Annotated in this window: 13 protein-coding genes and 1 tRNA gene; 3 read left to right on the top strand and 11 right to left on the bottom strand. The window is 63.2% G+C overall.

Annotation, left to right across the window (positions count from 1 at the left end; all coding sequences use genetic code 11):
- Positions 1–57 precede the first annotated feature (57 nt).
- Together Q4543_RS16585 and Q4543_RS16580 are read left to right on the top strand one after the other, a co-directional pair.
- Positions 58–1,491, top strand: coding sequence for a S1C family serine protease (locus Q4543_RS16585; protein WP_303440026.1), 1,434 nt, complete (start codon positions 58–60; stop codon positions 1,489–1,491).
- Positions 1,492–1,526: 35 nt separating this feature from the next.
- Positions 1,527–2,168 (top strand): hypothetical protein, encoded by a 642-nt coding sequence (locus Q4543_RS16580; protein WP_303440023.1) that lies wholly within the window; start codon positions 1,527–1,529, stop codon positions 2,166–2,168.
- Between the two features lie 77 nt (positions 2,169–2,245).
- Here Q4543_RS16580 and Q4543_RS16575 read toward each other — a convergent pair.
- Positions 2,246–2,320 (bottom strand) — tRNA-Phe (locus Q4543_RS16575).
- A 151-nt stretch (positions 2,321–2,471) separates the two neighbouring features.
- On the opposite strand from Q4543_RS16575, the gene mnmH reads away from it, so the two are divergent.
- Entirely contained in the window at positions 2,472–3,530 is a 1,059-nt protein-coding gene (gene mnmH, locus Q4543_RS16570; protein WP_303440022.1) for a tRNA 2-selenouridine(34) synthase MnmH, read from the top strand.
- Here mnmH and selD read toward each other — a convergent pair.
- The 10 genes from selD to urtA form a co-directional block, all read right to left on the bottom strand.
- Positions 3,512–5,662, bottom strand: a complete 2,151-nt coding sequence (selD, locus tag Q4543_RS16565; protein WP_303440041.1) for a selenide, water dikinase SelD — start codon at positions 5,660–5,662, stop codon at positions 3,512–3,514. The genes mnmH and selD overlap by 19 nt on opposite strands.
- Positions 5,663–5,801: 139 nt before the next feature.
- Positions 5,802–6,827, bottom strand: a complete 1,026-nt coding sequence (locus tag Q4543_RS16560) for an ABC transporter ATP-binding protein (RefSeq protein ID WP_303440020.1) — start codon at positions 6,825–6,827, stop codon at positions 5,802–5,804.
- A 4-nt stretch (positions 6,828–6,831) separates the two neighbouring features.
- Positions 6,832–8,031 carry a carbohydrate ABC transporter permease gene (locus Q4543_RS16555; protein ID WP_303440018.1) on the bottom strand — a complete coding sequence of 400 codons (1,200 nt, stop codon included), beginning with the start codon at positions 8,029–8,031 and terminating at the stop codon, positions 6,832–6,834.
- 88 nt (positions 8,032–8,119) lie between these two features.
- On the bottom strand, positions 8,120–9,361 hold the full coding sequence (locus Q4543_RS16550; protein ID WP_303440016.1) for a carbohydrate ABC transporter permease: 1,242 nt from the start codon (positions 9,359–9,361) through the stop codon (positions 8,120–8,122).
- A 53-nt stretch (positions 9,362–9,414) separates the two neighbouring features.
- Positions 9,415–10,764, bottom strand: coding sequence for an ABC transporter substrate-binding protein (locus Q4543_RS16545; RefSeq protein WP_303440013.1), 1,350 nt, complete (start codon positions 10,762–10,764; stop codon positions 9,415–9,417).
- Positions 10,765–11,020: 256 nt separating this feature from the next.
- Positions 11,021–11,716, bottom strand: coding sequence for an urea ABC transporter ATP-binding subunit UrtE (urtE, locus tag Q4543_RS16540; RefSeq protein ID WP_216003645.1), 696 nt, complete (start codon positions 11,714–11,716; stop codon positions 11,021–11,023).
- A 15-nt stretch (positions 11,717–11,731) separates the two neighbouring features.
- On the bottom strand, positions 11,732–12,472 hold the full coding sequence (gene urtD, locus Q4543_RS16535; protein WP_216003646.1) for an urea ABC transporter ATP-binding protein UrtD: 741 nt from the start codon (positions 12,470–12,472) through the stop codon (positions 11,732–11,734).
- Positions 12,469–13,713, bottom strand: a complete 1,245-nt coding sequence (gene urtC / locus Q4543_RS16530) for an urea ABC transporter permease subunit UrtC (RefSeq protein ID WP_216003647.1) — start codon at positions 13,711–13,713, stop codon at positions 12,469–12,471. Before urtC ends, urtD begins: the two co-directional genes overlap by 4 nt.
- A gap of 184 nt (positions 13,714–13,897) precedes the next feature.
- Positions 13,898–15,841 (bottom strand): urea ABC transporter permease subunit UrtB, encoded by a 1,944-nt coding sequence (urtB, locus tag Q4543_RS16525; protein WP_303440007.1) that lies wholly within the window; start codon positions 15,839–15,841, stop codon positions 13,898–13,900.
- Between the two features lie 79 nt (positions 15,842–15,920).
- Positions 15,921–17,210, bottom strand: a complete 1,290-nt coding sequence (gene urtA, locus Q4543_RS16520) for an urea ABC transporter substrate-binding protein (RefSeq protein ID WP_303440003.1) — start codon at positions 17,208–17,210, stop codon at positions 15,921–15,923.
- Positions 17,211–17,364: the final 154 nt, after the last annotated feature.

Raw genomic sequence — 17,364 nt, 5'->3', positions numbered from 1 at the left:
CGCGTCGCTACCTGCTTGAGCGCGTCGCCCCTTCGAACTCAGTTAGGCATACCGTCCATGATACGACTCCTCAGGCATCTGTTGCTCGCCACACTTGCACTCACGGCACCGGCACGTGTAGCCGCACAGAACTTCGAGACCCTATTCTGGAACTTTGATGCCACATCCCTGACCTGGGAAGATAAGCGGTTTCTCCAAGCCAGTCTTGCCTTCGAGGGGCAGTATGTTGGATTGCTGGATGGCGACTGGGGGCGTTTGAGTCAACAATCAATGAGCCGCTATTCTTCGAAAGAATTTGATGATGCGACTCAGAATTGGCACTTGGCGGCTCTGGCATTTTCGATGTTTGAGAGAATCGAGAATGAGGGCTGGTATGTGCGCTTTTTTGAGCCGCTCGGTCTGTCTTTCCTATATCCGCTTCGTGCGGTCGCCAATGATCCACCGACAGCAGCGTTGGTGAACTGGAGGCACACAAATAGTAGTCTCCGCTATTCTGTGGGACGTCAGACCCTCGCGACGGTCGAGAACCTTCACGAATATTCCATGCGTTGGCACGAATTCTCGGATGCCCCGTACACTGTTCGCAAGGAGAGACTTTTAGTGACTGGGGCGAAGAAACGCGACGGCTCCCAGCTGTACACACGCTCAGATTATATAAACGGCGGGTGGTCGACCATAATGTTATCTGCGAACAGGCAGGACAGCGCGTCATTGCAAGCTGTCGCATCAAGTATCGAACGCGGCGAGGCGGCTGATCTTCGGTTCACTCCTGGTGGGAACCTCGACCGTGTGATCGAGAAAACAGTCCTCTTCCTGACGGATGATGACTCCGAACCAGAGGCGCAGATAAGTAGCGCTGAGCCGTCAACCGGAACTTCAGGCAGTGCCGGGTCCGGTTTCTATGTTTCTAAAGCTGGCCACGTTCTGACGAATGCACACGTGGTGGATGGATGCGCGACTGTTAGAGTAGATGGGTTTGATGCGACTGTATTAGCTTCATCTGACGATTTCGATTTGGCAATTCTAGTTTCGCAACTTCCTTATGAGGCCGAGAAGGCAATCGCCGTTTTCTCTGCTGGCCCTGCCAAGTTAAACTCAGACGTCACCGTGGTAGGGTACCCCTACGCCGGGCTTCTAGGTGGGTTGAATGTCACTCGTGGTTCTGTTTCCTCGCTCAAGGGTCTAGCTGGGGATACGAAAACCGTGCAAATCACGGCTCCGGTTCAAGCAGGAAATTCCGGTGGTCCGCTAATTTCCGCAACCGGCGAGGTGGTCGGCGTAATCGTGTCAAAACTCGACTCTGAACTGTGGTCTGAGTTTACCGGAGACGTACCACAGAATGTTAATTTCGCTATCCGTGGCGAAATTGCTAAATTATTTCTCTCTCAGAACGGGGTAGACCCAGAACTGAGCCTTTCTGACGTGCGGTTAGATCCGGTCAGCATAGCGGAGCGAGCCTCAATGTTTACGGCATACATCGAGTGTGACTGATCGAAACAGAGTTAAGCGAAATCGGGGGCTTGAAGATGGGCGGCATCGGTAGCGGCAGGCACCACCATTTCTCAGCAAAAATCCTGACCTCAGACTTCCGTGCGCTGGACGTTCGGCTCTGGGCGCGAGAGGGCTTGATTTCGCCCGGAAATGCGTTCGGCTGGCAATGGAGCTGTAACGGCGAGCAAGTCGCCTCAATCCGCGTGAAGGTTGAGACCAGTCAATTGCGCCTGATCTATCGGACCAGAACAGACGGCGGTGATTGGTCTGAGATGGATTATTCTGTGCAATTGGATGCAACGCCCTGTCACTTGGGCGGCGAACGGCATTGGTTTCTGTGTCCAGCGCGCGACTGTGGTCGTCGCGTTGCGCTTCTCTATGGCGGCGCTGTGTTTGCCTGCCGAAGCTGCCATCGGCTTGCCTATCCGTCGCAACGTGAGGATGCATCTGACCGCTTGGCGCGGCGGGCAGGAAAAATCCGCGACCGGCTCCAGTGGGAACCGGGCATACTGAACGGCGAAGGCGGCAAACCGAAAGGGATGCACTGGCGAACATATCGAAAGCTTGTGCATCAGCAGCACCAGCTTTCACAGGCATCGGTCGCGGCAATGCTGGCACGGTTCGGGCGTGACCCGGTCACACAGGACATGCTGGCGCGCGAATTGATCGAATGGTGAAAGGTGGGCAAAAAGGTGGATAGATCCACAACCCATCTCAAAAATACCATATATATCAGGTTGTTAGCTTGACTAAATGGTGCCCGGGGGCGGAATCGAACCACCGACACGAGGATTTTCAATCCACTGCTCTACCCCTGAGCTACCCGGGCACTTGGGGAGGGGCGCGGCCCCTCGGGTGTTGGCGGAAATAGCCGAGGCTCAGCGCGGTGTCCAGAGGCTTTTGTAAGAAAAATCAACTTCGTTGGCTCTGCCAAGGATGGCGCTTCCACAGGGCTGCGCTGTGGGGTAGGTCATGCGCCCATGGCTCTCTTGTTTTCATCCCCCTCCGAGATGTTGTCGCATGGCTTCGACACCGTCATCGACGTGCGCAGCCCGGCCGAATTTGCCGAGGATCACGTGCCCGGTGCGATCAACCTGCCGGTCCTCGACAATGAAGAGCGAGCCCGCGTCGGCACGATCTACAAGCAGCAAAGCCCGTTTCTGGCCCGCAAGATCGGCGCGGCGCTGGTGTTCCGCAACGCGTCGGCACATATCGAAGGGCCGTTGGCGCATCACGATGGCGGCTGGCGGCCGCTGATATATTGTTGGCGCGGCGGGCAGCGGTCTGGCTCGTTCACCTGGATGCTGCAGCAGATCGGCTGGCGGGCCGAGGTCGTCGAGGGGGGCTACCGCTCGTGGCGGCGGCTGGTGACCAGGGCACTGTATGACGAGTCGCTGCCGTTCCGGTTCCTGCAACTGGGCGGCTACACCGGCACCGCCAAGACCGCACTGCTGCCGCGCCTTGCGGCGCGGGGCGTTCAGGTGATTGACCTCGAGGGGCTGGCGCGGCATCGGGGATCGCTTCTGGGGGGCATGCCGGGCGGGCAGCCCGCGCAGAAGGGGTTCGAGACGCAACTGGTGCAGCAGCTCGATGCGCTTGATCCGGCGCGGCCCGTGCTGGTCGAGGCGGAAAGCAGCAAGATCGGTCAGCTGCTGATTCCGCCATCGATCTGGGAGGGCATGAAGACGGCCCAATGGATCGAGGTCGGCGCGCCGCTGGAGGCGCGGGCCGCCTATCTGGATGCGGCCTATGATGACATCCTGTCGGATGGCGCGCGGCTGAAGGCGCAACTGACGCCGCTGCGCTATCATCGCGGTCATGCGCTGATCGACAGCTGGGAGGCGATGATCGACGCCGGTGAGCGGCTGGCGCTGTGCCGGTCTCTGGCGGCGGATCACTATGATCCGGCATATGAGAAATCCATGTCGGCCATGACGCCGGACGTGCTTGAGCGATTCGAGACGCCAGCGCTGGACGATGCGGCGCTCGAGGCGCTTGCGGATCGGATCGCGGCGCGGATTCAGACGATCTCAATGTGACCGGGCCATGTGCCGGATATGTGGCCAATGACGGCGGCGTCATAGCCAAGCGCGCGCAGCTGCGCGACCTTTGCTGCTCCGTCCGGTAGCGCGGCCAGCAGGCCGCCGGCGGTTTGCGGATCGAACAGAAGATCTTCGCGGGGCGTTTTGGGCGCGACGCCGGGCACCGCGGCGAGGTTCTTTGGAAACAGCGTCGAGCGGATGCCCTGAGCGGCAAGCGCCTCGGCTCCCGGCAGCAGGGGGATCGCATCGAGGGTCAGCTCCGCCCCGACCTTCGAGGCCGTCAGCATACCGTGCAGATGCCCGGCAAGACCAAAGCCGGTGACATCGGTCATGGCGTGGGCCTCGCGCAGCAGCGCGGCGGCGTCGCCTTGCGGGCGCGACATGCTGGAAAGCGCCGCTGCCACGTGATCGCCGCTGGCGCGGCCCTGCATTTCGGCGGCCATTATGACGCCTGACCCGATGGGTTTGGTCAGGATCAAATCGTCGCCCGCGCGTGCGCCGGACAGGGTGATGGGATCGCTTTCGCACAGGCCGGTGAGGGCGAAGCCGATGGTCAGCTCGTCGCCCATGGCGCTATGGCCGCCGACGATCTCGGCCCCGGCGCCGCGCAGGATCTCGGCCGATGCGTCGAGGATTTCCGACAGGGTCCGGCTCGCCAGCGCTTCGGACATGCGCGGCAGGGTGATGCTGGCGGTGGCGGCCTGCGGGGCGGCGCCCATGGCCCAGATGTCGCCAAGCGCATGCACGGCGGCGATGCGGGCCATCAGCACCGGATCGGCGATAAAGGCGCGCAGATGGTCGGTGGTCATCACCTGCCGTGTTCCGCCGGTCAGCAGCAGCGCGGCATCGTCGCCGGGCAGCGGCACGACATCGGCGCGGATCGGGGCGGGCAGGCGGGCAAGGGCGGCGCCAAGCGCTTCGCGTCCGACCTTGGCACCGCAGCCGCCGCACATCGGCTTGTCGCCAAGCGCCTCGATGGTGCCTGCGGCGCGAGGTGAGGGCAGGGACGGCGGCGCCATCTGCGGCAGGTCGGTGAACTTGCGCATGAAGGCCCGGTCGATGCGGTCTTTCCAGCGCCACAACAGCGTGCCTTGGGGGGCGAGGCCAAAGCGATCCGCGAGGGCGGATTTGCGCCCGAGGGAGATGAGCTTCAGGTAGTCTTTCTGCGGGCGATAGGGGCGAAGGTTGTCAGTCTCGGCGAGGCGGCGGCGCAGGTTATCATGCAAAAGCGGCGCTTCGCGCACCGCGAAGACGCCGGCCTTGGGGCGCGGCGCATGGGCCAGATGGGCGCAATCTCCGGCGGCAAAGATGTCGGGGTCCGAGCTTTGCAGCGTTGGAGAGACGGTGACGAAGCCGTCATGGGTATCAAGGCCGGTCTGCGCCAGCCACGCGGCGGGCAGGGCGCCTGCCGCGCCGGTGATGAATTGTGCTTTAAGAACCTCGCCAGAGGCGAGGTGCACGCCGCCGTCTGTGATCTTCGTGATGGCGGTGTGCTCATGCAGGGTGACGCCCTGCGCCCTGAGGGCCTGTCGCATCTTTGCCGCGGCAGCTGGGCGCAGTGCACTCAGCGCCTCGGAGCGATCGATCAGGTGGACCACGGCGTCGCGGCCCTTTGCGCGCAGGGCATGGGCCATGGCGGCGGCGAGTTCTGCACCGGCGACGCCGCCCCCGATGACCGCAACCGCGGCAAAGGGGCCATCGCGAAAGGTGGCCCAGCGGGCGGCGAACGGGCCAAGCGGTTTGGCCGGGGTGGCGTGATCTGCAAAGCCCGGCAGGTCTGGCATGGCGGAGGTGATGCCGATGTCGATCGAGGCAACGTCGTAGCCGATGGGCGGGCGGCCCGGCACGTGTATTTCTCGAGTCGTACGGTCGATGCCGACGGCACGGCCAAGGATCACCCGCGCCCCGGCGAAACGCGCCAGTTTCACCATATCGATGTCGAGCTCATCGCGGGTGTAGTGCCCGGCGACGAACCCGGGGAGCATTCCGGAATAGGGCGCTGTCGGACCCGGGTTGATGACGGTGACGCGGGCTCCGGGCAGGGGGGACATGCCCCACATGCGCAGCACAAGCGCGTGCGCGTGGCCGCCGCCGATCAGCACGAGATCCTTGGTGAGGGGAAGGTGCATCATCGGGCGGCTCCTGTCACGGCGGGGACACGCGGCCCTTAGCACGGCGCGCGCCGGTTGCCCATGCGTGGGACTGCGGCGTTGCAAGGGGGGCGCTGCCCCCCTCACCCCCCGGGATATTTGAGGCCAGAAGAAGGGGCTAGCGCAGCGCCAGTCCGGCCTCGTCGAAGAGATGGGTTTTGCCGTCCTCGAAGGCGAGGCTGACGGACTGGCCGGGCGCAAGCGAGGTCTCGCCGTGGCCACGGATGGTGAGCTTTCCGGCGCTGCCGCAATCAGCGATCACGTAGGTATCGGCGCCGAGGTATTCGAGCACATCGACCGTGCCGTCGATCTGGCCGCTGCCGGGCGCGCCGAGGGTGATGTGTTCGGGACGGATGCCGAAATGGGCGGCGTTTGGGGGCAGGGGTGTCGGCAGACGCAGTTCGGGCGTATTTGCCGGGAAGACGTTCATCTTGGGCGAGCCGATGAATTGCGCGACGAAGAGGTTTCCGGGATTTTCGTAGAGCTCACGCGGGCTGCCAACCTGACTGACGCGCCCGGCCTCGAGCACGACGATGCGGTCGGCGAGGGTCATCGCCTCGACCTGATCGTGGGTGACGTAGATCATCGTCGATTTCAGCGACTGGTGCAGCTTGGCGATCTCGTAGCGCATTTCCACGCGCAGGGCGGCGTCGAGGTTGGACAGCGGCTCATCGAACAGGAACGCCGTCGGGTCGCGCACGATGGAGCGTCCGATCGCGACCCGCTGGCGCTGGCCGCCCGACAGATCCTTGGGGCGGCGATCCAGCAGCGGTTCCAGCTTCAGCACGCGGGCGGCCTCGTCGACCTTGGCGTCCATGTCTGTCTTGGGCACACCGGCGGCCTTCAACGAGAAGCCCATGTTTTCGCGCACTGACATATGCGGATAAAGCGCATAGCTCTGGAACACCATGGCGAGGCCTCGGCGGGCGGGCGGCTCGGCGGTGGCGTCCTTGTCCGCGATGATGATCTGCCCGCGCGAGGTTTCCTCGAGCCCGGCAATCATCCGCAGCAGGGTGGATTTACCGCAGCCCGAAGGGCCGACGAAGATGATGAACTCGCCTTCCTCGATGCTCAGATCGACGCCCTTGATTACCTGTGCCTCTCCGTACCATTTTTCGACGGATTTCAGTTCAATGCTTGCCATTTTCTTATCCTTTGACCGATCCGGCGGTCAGTCCCTTTGTCATGAACCGCTCGAGCCCGAGGAAGAGCAGCATGATCGGCACGGTCGCGATCACCGAGCCCGCCATCAGATGCTGACGCGGAATCTCGGACGAATTGAGCGAGGCAATGCCCCGCGTGAGGGTGAATTTCGACGGATCGTCGAGCAGCATGAACGCCAGCAGGAACTCGTTCCAGGCGATCATGAAGACATACAAAGACACCGAAGCCAGTGCCGGCAGCGACAGCGGCAAGGTGATCTTCCAGATGACGGCGAGGCGGCTCAGCCCGTCCATCAGGCCGGCCTCTTCGACTTCGGAGGGCAGTCCGCGGAAATAGCCCTGAAGCATGTACAAGGCCACCGGGATCGTCGTCACCGGATAGATCATCACGATTCCGAAGATGGTGTTGCGCAGGCCCGTCATCGAAAACGCGATGTAGATCGGCAGCGCCAGAACGATCATTGGAACCATGTAGATCAGCAGGATCGAGCGCGAGAACATCGCCTGACCGCGAAACCGCAGCCGCGCGACCGCGTAGGCACCGGGGATGGCGAAAGCCAGCGTGATCAGCACCGTCAGCACCGAGATGTAGAAGCTGGTCCACAGGTAACTGCCGAAATTATACTGCGTCATCAATTCGTAATAGCTGTCGAACAGGTGCCAGCCGCGCGACAGGTCAAGCGAGAAATCCAGCGGGTTTGCCATCAGCGCGGACTGGTTCTTCAGGCTGGTCATCACCATGACATAAAAGGGAATGACCACGATGGCCGTGAAGAAGATGTAGCCGAAGCCGGTCAGAAAACGGATCACCGCCTCTTCGAATTCGTGGCGGGTCAGCGCACCCATGCGCAATTCCCCGGTCATCTTGCCCAGCCCGAGAGCGGTAAAGGCCGCCACCGCCCCGTGGCCGATTGCCAGCGCGATGATGCCCACCGCGTCCGACGCCATCGGTCCAAGGCCGAGCACCCCAAGCAGCGCGACCGCCAAGGCTGCGGCCGAAAAGACCGTCAGCCCAAAAAGCGCCGCCACACCCAGCACCGCCCCCCAGGGCAGCGCCAGCCACGTCGGGCGGAACGGCGCGCCGGTGGCAAAGCTCATGGCGACCGCCACCGTCACTGCGATCACAAAGCACCACAGCGCGCCCAGAACCGGCGCGGTGACATATCCGAAACGTACCGCCTTCATCGTGCGCCCCTTAGTTTCTTCTGGCTAAAAATATCCCGGGGGAGTCGCCGAATGGCGACGGGGGCGGAGCCCCCGACAGGTGCAATGTTCACAAGCCTTCCTCCCGGCTGATCAACTTGAAGAAGAACACCGAGAACAGCAGCAGGCAGCAGAAGATCACCACCGCCACAGCCGCCCCCGCGCCGATGTTCGACAGCGCAAAGGCCTGTTCATAGACGTTTACCGTCAGCACGCGTGTGCCCGCGTTGCCCCCCGTCAGCAGGAAGATGTCGTCGAACTTGTTGAAAGTCCAGATGAAGCGCAGCAGGAACAGCACCGACAGGATACCCAGCAGCTGCGGCAGCGACAGGTAGCGGAATTTCTGGAATGGCGAAGCGCCGTCCATGTCGGCTGCCTCGTACATGTCGGTGTCGATCGACTGCATTCGCGCAAGGATGAACAGGAAGGACAGCGGGAAATAGCGCCAGATTTCGAACAGCGTCACCATGATTAGCGCCAGCGGGCGCTCACCGAAGAAGTTGATCGCCTCGCTGCTGACGCCCATCTGCAGCAACAGCGCATTGGCCGAGCCCGAGAACGGATCGAATAGCAGGATCCATGCAAAGGCCACCGCGATCACCGGGGCGACATAGGGGAACAGGTACAGCCCACGCAGAATGCCTTGCCCCCGGAAGGATTTGTTCAGCAGCATCGCCGCGAACAGTCCCATGATCAGCGCGCCCAGCGTGCCAAAGACCGTGTAGAACAGCGTGATGCCGAAGACGGCCCAGAACTCTCCGCCATCGAAGATCTGGGTGAAATTCTCCAGCGTGAAATCGAAATTGGTCAGGATATTGGACGCGTTGCCGCTCAGAACCGGGTCAGACGCTTCGGCGCCCGGACTTGACAGGTAGGCGGCCGTGGCGGTCACCGGAATGCGGATCTCGTCGCGGGTGCCGCCCTCCCAGTCGCCAAAATCGCAGCTCAGGCGGGCGTCAGCGATGGCGCAGCGCGGATCGAGCGCGCCGGGCAGCAGCCCGTCTGGCCACGCATCGCTGAGCACGACATCGGTGATCGTCTGATCCTGCGAGGAATTGCGCAGCCGGTAGCGCAGCACGGCCTCATCGCCTTCGGCTTCAAGATCGCCGCGGATATCCTCGCGCACGATCGGGGTTGGCGGGCGCAGATCGGCAAGGCCCACCGGCTTTACGCTGATCCAGAAAACCGCCAGCAGCGGCAAGAGCACCACCAGCGACACGGCGATCAGCGTTGGCGCCAGCAGGCCCCAGGCCAGCCGCGCCTCGCGGCGGCCAAGTGGGCCGGCGCCGGTTGGAGGGGTGAGGTCGGTCATCGGTCGTCTCCGCAGGAATAGCCCCCGCCCGGCATGGGGCGGGGGCGGGGGGCTTACTGGATCTTGGCCAGCTCGTCGTTCATCTTGGCAACCGCCGCGGGGGCGTCGATCTGGCCGTCGATGTATTCACGCACAACGCGATTGATGGCCTGCGAGTTGATCATCTTGGACGCCAGCGCCAACTGGCCGTCTTCGACCCCCCAGCGCTGTGCGGTATCAAGGCCGCTGACGATTTCGTCGATCATCTCTTGCGGATACAGATCGCCCAGCGGGGCCTTGCGATCGACACCCACCGGCAGCTCTGCCCATTTCCCGACAAAGAACTCGGGGTCGTCCGCCGTGCCGCGCCGCACCGGGAACTTGCCTTCGGGGGCGATGGACAGCGTGTCGACATAGCCCTGATCCAAGGAATACTTCACGAAGTCGATGGCCTCGTCGGTCGAGGCATCGCCGGTGATGCCGAACATGTTGATCAGCGCCCAGGCCGCGCCATCGGGGTTCGACGGGCCGGCAAAGGTGGTCACGATGCCGGTCTTGGAGGCCAGCTCGGCCGAGGTCGGATCGTCGGTGATGGTGGGCGGGGCGCTGTCGCGCAGCCCTGCGAGTTCGTCAAGGATGAACGGCGACCAGATGATCATCGCCGCGTTGCCCGAGAAATACAGCGTGCGCGACTGGTCCCAGTACAGATCGCCCGGAGGCGAGGCCGCCGCGATGCTCTTGTAGAAATCCAGCACTTCGGTGGTCTTTGCCTCGTCCAGCGGCGCAAAGCCGTCCGGACCGACCGGCGAGACGCCATTGGCAAGGAAGACATGTTCCAGAACCTGGCTCATGAAATCCTCGTCGACCTTGGTGGCGGCGACAAAGCCGTACATCTCGGGCGGGTTGTGCAGCTTTTCCAGCGCCGCCTCGACATTGGCATAGGATGTGGGTGCGGACAGGCCCGCCGCGTCGAACAGATCCTTGCGATAGAGGATCATCTGCGTCCAGCCATCGGCCGGCACGGCGGCATAGCCGCTGTCCATCGCGGCGATCTTCAGCGCGCCGGGGGCGAAGGTGTCGGCGCCCAGATCCTCGATCGCGTCGGCGGCCGCATCGGGATCGAGGATGCCCGCCTGTGCCCAGGGCAGTGCGTAGCTGTTGGGGAAATAGATCACGTCGGGCAGATCACCCGCCGCATAGGCTGCGGTGGCACGGGTGCCCAGTTCGGATTCGGTGACGGGCACCACTTCGACCTCGTTGCCGGTCGCCTCTTCAAAGGCATCGGCCATGGCCTGCTGTTTGGCAAGGCGCTCGGGCTGCTCTTCGGTGGTCCAGAAGCGGATGGTTTCGGCGCTGGCGGCACCTGCGGTGAGCGCAAGCGCCATCGCAGCGCTGCCAAGCAGTGGCAATCTGATGGATGTCATGGGGTCCTCCTGTCGAATGTCACGTCACAAAACTGGTCAGGTCGGATGCAAAGCATCCGGCTTGGTTGTGGAATTGAGAGAAAGGGCCGGTCCCGCAAAAAAAGCCCGCTCCATAAGGGGCGGGGCGGCCGGCGCGATCGGTTCTGTCTGCCTTGGTCGCATGCAAACGGTTTTCCATTGCGGGAGGATTGGCGCTAAAAGCGCTTTGAGCAAGGGGAAAATGCCTGTTAGCGCAATAATTTAGCCCGACGTTACGTCAGATTGAGACCTTTGCCAGCAGTGCGTCGCGGTCGATCTCTCCGGCGCGGCCCGCCATCGACACGGCGCCGCGCTGCACCGCGACAAAGCTGTCGGCCAGTTCCCACATGAAATCGAAGTATTGCTCGACCAGAATAATCGCCATGTCGCCCTGCGCGCGCAGCTGCGAGATCACCCGCCCGATCTGCTGGATGATGTTGGGCTGGATGCCCTCGGTCGGCTCGTCCAGAAGCAGCACGCGGGGCCGCGAGATCAGCGCCCGCGCAATGGCAAGCTGCTGCTGCTGGCCCCCCGACAGATCGCCGCCTCGGCGATGCAGGAAATCCTTTAGGATCGGGAACAGCTCGAAGATGTGCTCGGGCACCTTGTGTTCGCTGCGGGGCAGGCAGGCAAAGCCGGTCTCGAGGTTTTCCTGCACGGTCATCAGCGGGAACACCTCGCGCCCTTGCGGCACATAGGCGATGCCCGCGCGCCCGGCCTGATAGGCGCTGAGATGCTTGAGCGGCTGCCCGTCCAGCGTGATGGTGCCCCCCGAATAGGGGTGCCGCCCGGCGATCGCCTTGAGCAGCGAGGTCTTGCCCACGCCGTTGGTTCCGGTGACGGCGGTGACTTTGCCCGGCTCGGCGGTCAGCGAAATGCCGTGCAAGATCTGGCTTTGCCCGTAGTGCAGGGTCAGGTTGTCGACGCTCAGCATGGTTCCCTCCGGGGCCTAGCGGCCAAGATAGACTTCGATGACCTCGGGGTTCGAGGTCACGTGATCGAGCGAACCTTCGGCCAGCACCGAGCCTTCGCAAAGAACGGTGACGCGGCAATCGAGGCGGCGGATGAATTCCATGTCATGCTCGACAACAACGACGGCGTGTTTCTGTGCGGCCCGCTTGAGCAGGTCGGTGGTGTGTTCGCGCTCGGCCGGGGTCATGCCAGCGGCGGGTTCATCCACCAGCAGAAGGCGCGGGTCCTGCGCCAGCAACATGCCGATTTCCAGCCATTGCTTCTGGCCGTGGCTCAGCTCTCCGGCAATGCGGGGCAGCGAGTCCGTCAGGCCGATGATCTCGGCGAGCTCATCGATCCGCTCGGCCCCGGCCCGCGTCTTGCGATAGAGCAGCACATCGAAGGGCCCGCGCTTGTTCTTGAGCGCCATGGCGAGGTTTTCCCGAACGGTCTGCGCTTCGAACACGGTCGGCTTCTGGAATTTGCGGCCCACCCCGGCCATGGCGATTTCCGACTCGGACATCTTGAGCAGCGAGATGGATTTCTCGCCATAGATCACCGTGCCGCTGTCGGGCCGGGTCTTGCCGGTGATGATGTCCATGAAGGTGGTCTTGCCCGCACCGTTGGGGCCGATGATGGCGCGCATCTCTGGCTCGCCGATGCGGAAGGACAGGTTGTTGATCGCCTTGAACCCGTCGAAGCTGACTGAGACCCCGGACATCTCGAGAAGCGTCTTCATTTTTCCTCCTCCCCTTCGACGGTGCGGCGCGCGCCGACGTCAGGCCCGACCGCTGGGCTGGAACTGATCGCAACCGGGTGCCGCTTCGAGACCAGATCGAACAGCCCGCCGATGCCCTTGGGTGCCAGCAGCGTGACCGCGACAAAGCTCAGGCCCAGCAGCACCAGCCACCAGTCGGTCCACTGGATGGTGTAGACCCCAAGCGGGATGTTCGGCGCGCCGCCCCCGGTGAACCAGCTCGACAGCAGTGAGACGACCGCCGCGCCAAGCGCCGCGCCATAGAGCCGTCCGCGCCCGCCGATGGCGACCCAGACCGCAAGGTAGATCGACGCGATGGGGGCGATTTCGTTGGGGTTGATGATGCCAGCCTGCGGGTAATACAGCGCGCCTGCGATGGCCGCGACAACCCCGGTCAGGGTGAAGATGAACAGCTTGTAGCTTTCCACATGGTAGCCAAGAAACCGCACACGGCCTTCGTTGTCGCGGATGCCGCGGATGACAGAGCCCATCTTGCCCGAGACAACCCAGGCAAACAGCACGTATCCGGCCCCCAGCGCCACCGCCGAAGCCCAGAAGAAGATGATCGACAGCGTGCTTTGCGGCAAATCATCGAGGCCGGGCAGGTTCTGAAGCCCCGACAGGCCGTTGTTGCCCCGCAGGCCGGCCTCGTTCTGGAAGAGGTAGAGCGACAGCGCCAGAGTCATCGCCTGCGTCAGGATCGACAGGTAAACGCCGGTGACCCGGCTGCGGAATGCCAGCCAGCCAAACACCAGCGCCAGCAGGCCGGGCACCAGCACCACCATCGCCAGTTGCAGTGGCAGGCTGTGCGCAAAGACCCAGATCGCCGGAAAGTCCGAACTGCCGACGACGCCAAAGATCTGCGTGCCGACCGACTCGTGGATTTCCTGCGGCGTGGGCGGCAGGGCCGCGGCGCGCAGGCTTTCGGTCACGATGATCTCGGTCCGGGCGTACATCAGCCACATGCCGATCATATATCCGCCAAGCCCGAAGAAGGCCATGTGCCCAAGGCTGAGGATACCCGTGTAGCCCCAGACCACATCCATCGCGACGGCAACGAGCATGAGGCACAGCGTCTTGCCGAGTGTCTTGACGAAGCTGGTCGAGATCATGCCATTGCCCATGGCGTCAGACATCACGGTAACGACAAGGGCAAAGATCGTCAGCGACAGCAGAAACCAGAAGACAGAGCGGTTCTGGCTGAAGAAGGTCTGCGGTTTCATGCGTAATCCCCTGTGTCGAGGTGGAAGGGGGGCCAGCCCCCCGCCTTCGGCTCCCCCCGGGATATTTGGGGCCAGAAGAAGCTAGGGCGCGGCGCCTGTGGCTTCTTCTGGCGAAAAATATCCCCGCCGGAGGCAGGCCGATCATTGCGGGCGGGCGCGGTATTCGGGGTAGGGCTGTGCATGCTCAGTCTCCTGCCGCGCGGCCTTTGAGGGCGACGATGCCCTTGGGGCGGAACTGGATGAAGAGGATGATGAAGAGGATCATATAGGTCTGCGCCGCCAGCGTGTTGGACGGGTTGAAATACTCGATGCCCTTCTGGAGACCGCCAATCAGGGTGGCGCCCGCGAGCGTTCCCCAGACATTGCCGACGCCGCCGACGACCACGGTCATGAAGCTTTGCACGATATAATCGGCGCCCATTTCCGAAGTAACCTTGGCGTAGAGCCCGATAGCGACGCCGGCGATGCCCGCGATGCCAGAGCCGATACCGAAGGTCAGCATGTTGATCTTGTCGGGGTTGATGCCCATCGAGGCTGCCATGCCGGGATTTTGCGTCACGGCCCGGACCTCGAGCCCGATGCGGGTCTTGTTCAGCACGAACAGGATCAGCCCGAGGAAGATCAGCGCCAGAACGAAAATGGCAATGCGGATGTTGGCGATGCTGACCACGTCATTCAGCACCCATGCCCCGTCAAGCCATGACGGTGAAGTCAGTGGGCGGGCCTGAGTGCCGAAGATGTTCTTGGCCAGCTGTTGCAGCGCGATCGAGATGCCGAAGGTGGCAAGCAACGTTTCCAGGGGCCGGTGGTAGAGCCAGCGGATCACCAGGCGCTCCATCGCGACACCGGCGGCGAAGGTTACCGCGAAGGCCAGCGGCAGCGCCACGATCAGCGAGATCGTGTAGTCGGGGATGATCTGCTGCACCACGTAGCCGGTATAGGCGCCCATCATGATGAATTCGCCGTGGGCCATGTTGATGACCCCCATCACGCCAAAGGTGATGGCAAGACCGATGGCTGCTAGGAAGTAGATCGAGGCCAGCGACAGCGCGTCCAGAGTCAGGTCGAACATCTGGTTCAGGAAGACGCGGTTTTCGACCTCGTCCAGCGCCTCGCGGGCGGCGTCGGTGATGGCGGCATCCTGTTCGGTATAGGCGTCGAAGAAGACATGGGCGCTGACAGCGTCAGCCATGCTGGCCTCGGTGACCAGCGGCGGAACGGTGCCAGCCGTTGCAAGCGCCTCATAGGCGCGCAGGCGGTCGGCCTCGGTGTTAAGCGCGCCAACGGGCACGCCGCCGACCGTGCCATCGGTGATGTTCTCGGTCAGCGCTGCCTTGATCTGCTCACGGGTTTGCGGCGCGGCGGCAAGACCGGACTCGACAAGGCGGGCGTAGGCTTCGGCGCTGGTGATATCCTTGCCCACGCGCAGTTGGCGGGCGATGTTGGCATCCTGCGGCAGCGTTTCGGCGACGCCGGAGGTCGTGGTCAGCACCTGATTCAACACCGCGCGGATTTCGACCGACAGGGCGCCCGACAGCGCCTCGAGCGCCGCGACCCGTTCTTCGGTCGTGTCGCCGTAGCGGGCGGCGAGCATGCCCGCCAGCTGTTCCTTGCGTGCCTTCAGGGCTGGATCGGGTTCGGTTGCGATCGAGGCGCGCAGCGGTTCGAGTTGGTCTTCCTCGGGGGCGCGGGCAATGGCGTCCAGCGCGGCGGTGCGCGCGGCGATATCCGGCGCGGACAGCTGGAACTGCACCAGCGCCGTCGAGATCACCCGGCGCACACCGCCATTCGGGCGGATCGCCGAAAGCGTCGCACCATCGAGTTGCGTCGGGGCGCCGGTGTCGATGTCGACAGGGGGCTCTCCGTCGTAATAGAACAACCCGCTTGCACTGTCCTGCACCACCTCGCGATCCGACCAGCGGGTCAGAAAATCCGGCACTTGCGGTAGGTTCGAGGCCACCAGCGCGTCGATCAGCGTGGCGACGCTGGTCCGGCTTGGGCGTGCCACCTCGGCGGCATGTGTCTGAAGAACCGCCTGCAACGGGCCGGTCTGTTGCGCCTGCGCCCGGTGGGCGGGCAGGGCAAGGCAGAACGCCAGCGTGAGGGCGAGAAAGAGCGCGCGCGGCATCGGCAAGCCTTCCCGGAAATTTCGGAGGGGTCGTCAGGAAAACGGCGGGCACCGACAATGGCGCCCGCCGCAGACCGGATCAGTAGTTCGACTTCTGCTGGACACAGGTCGAGGTGCCGGTGTTGTACATGCCGCAGTCGAGCTCTTTCCAGTCGGAGGTGAGCACGGCCGAGTCCGGCAGGTAATCGGTCCAGGCATCGCCGGGAACCGGCTCGGTCTGCGAGATGATGTCGAACTGGCCGTCGGCGCGGATTTCGCCGATCAGCACCGGCTTGGACAGGTGGTGGTTGGTGCCCATGACGGCCATGCCGCCGGTCAGGTTCGGGAATTCCAGCCCCCACATGTTTTCGCGCACGGCGTCGACATCGGTGGTGCCAGCGGCTTCGACCGCCTGCACCCACATGTTGAAGCCGATGTAATGGGCTTCCATCGGGTCGTTGGTGACGCGGCTGTCATCGCCGATGAATGCGTGCCATTCCTTGATGAACTCGGCGTTCGCCGGGGTGTCGGCGGTCATGAAGTAGTTCCATGCGGCGAGGTGGCCGACGAGGTTCGACGTATCAAGCCCCGACAGTTCCTCTTCGCCGACCGAGAAGGCGACGACGGGGATGTCATCTGCCGAAACGTCCGCTGCCGCCAGTTCCTTGTAGAAGCCGATGTTGGCATCGCCGTTGATGGTCGAGATCACGCCGACCTGCTTGCCGTCTTCGCCAAGCGCCACGACGTCGGAGACGATGGTCGACCAGTCGGATTGACCAAAGGGGGTGTAGTTGACGAAGATATCTTCGGGCGCGATGCCCTTGGACGTCAGGTAGGATTCCAGGATGTTGTTCGTGGTGCGCGGATAAACGTAATCGGTGCCGAGCAGCGCGAATTTCTCGACGCCCAGTTCTTCGAGGAAATAATCGACGGCCGGGATCGCCTGCTGGTTCGGCGCGGCGCCGGTGTAGAAGACGTTCTTCGAGCTTTCCTCGCCCTCGTACTGGACGGGGTAGAAATACAGCGCGTTCAGCTCTTCGAGCACCGGCAGCACGGCCTTGCGGCTCGACGAGGTCCACGAGCCGAAGGTCACGTCGACTTCGTCGTTGGAGATCAGCTCGCGCGCCTTTTCGGCGAACAGCGGCCAGTCGGATGCCGGGTCCTTGACCACGGCTTCAAGCTGGCATCCCAGCAGCCCGCCTGCGGCGTTCTGCTTTTCGATGAGCATCAGCATGGTGTCTTTCAGAGTGGTTTCCGAAATCGCCATGGTGCCGGAAAGCGAATGCAGCACGCCAACCTTGATCGGGCAATCGACCTCTTGCGCCTGAACGGCACCGGCGGCGACCAGCGCGGCGGCGGCGACACCTGAAAACTTCAGCATCTTGATCATCAATTCAAATCCCTTTTGCGCGACCCTCGGCAAGCCACATCCGATCCGCCGGAAGCGGATGATGGTCGTTGGCCCGGCCTGTTCGTCGCATTTCTTATTTTTATCGCGCCGCTCCTCTGGCGCCGCGACGTCCCCGTTTGCACCCCTCATGGGC

This window comes from Salipiger sp. 1_MG-2023, from assembly GCF_030547555.1.
Taxonomy (GTDB): domain Bacteria; phylum Pseudomonadota; class Alphaproteobacteria; order Rhodobacterales; family Rhodobacteraceae; genus Salipiger.
The sequence above is the reverse complement of the archived record's forward strand: the minus strand, read 5'-3'. Positions and strand labels throughout refer to the sequence as shown.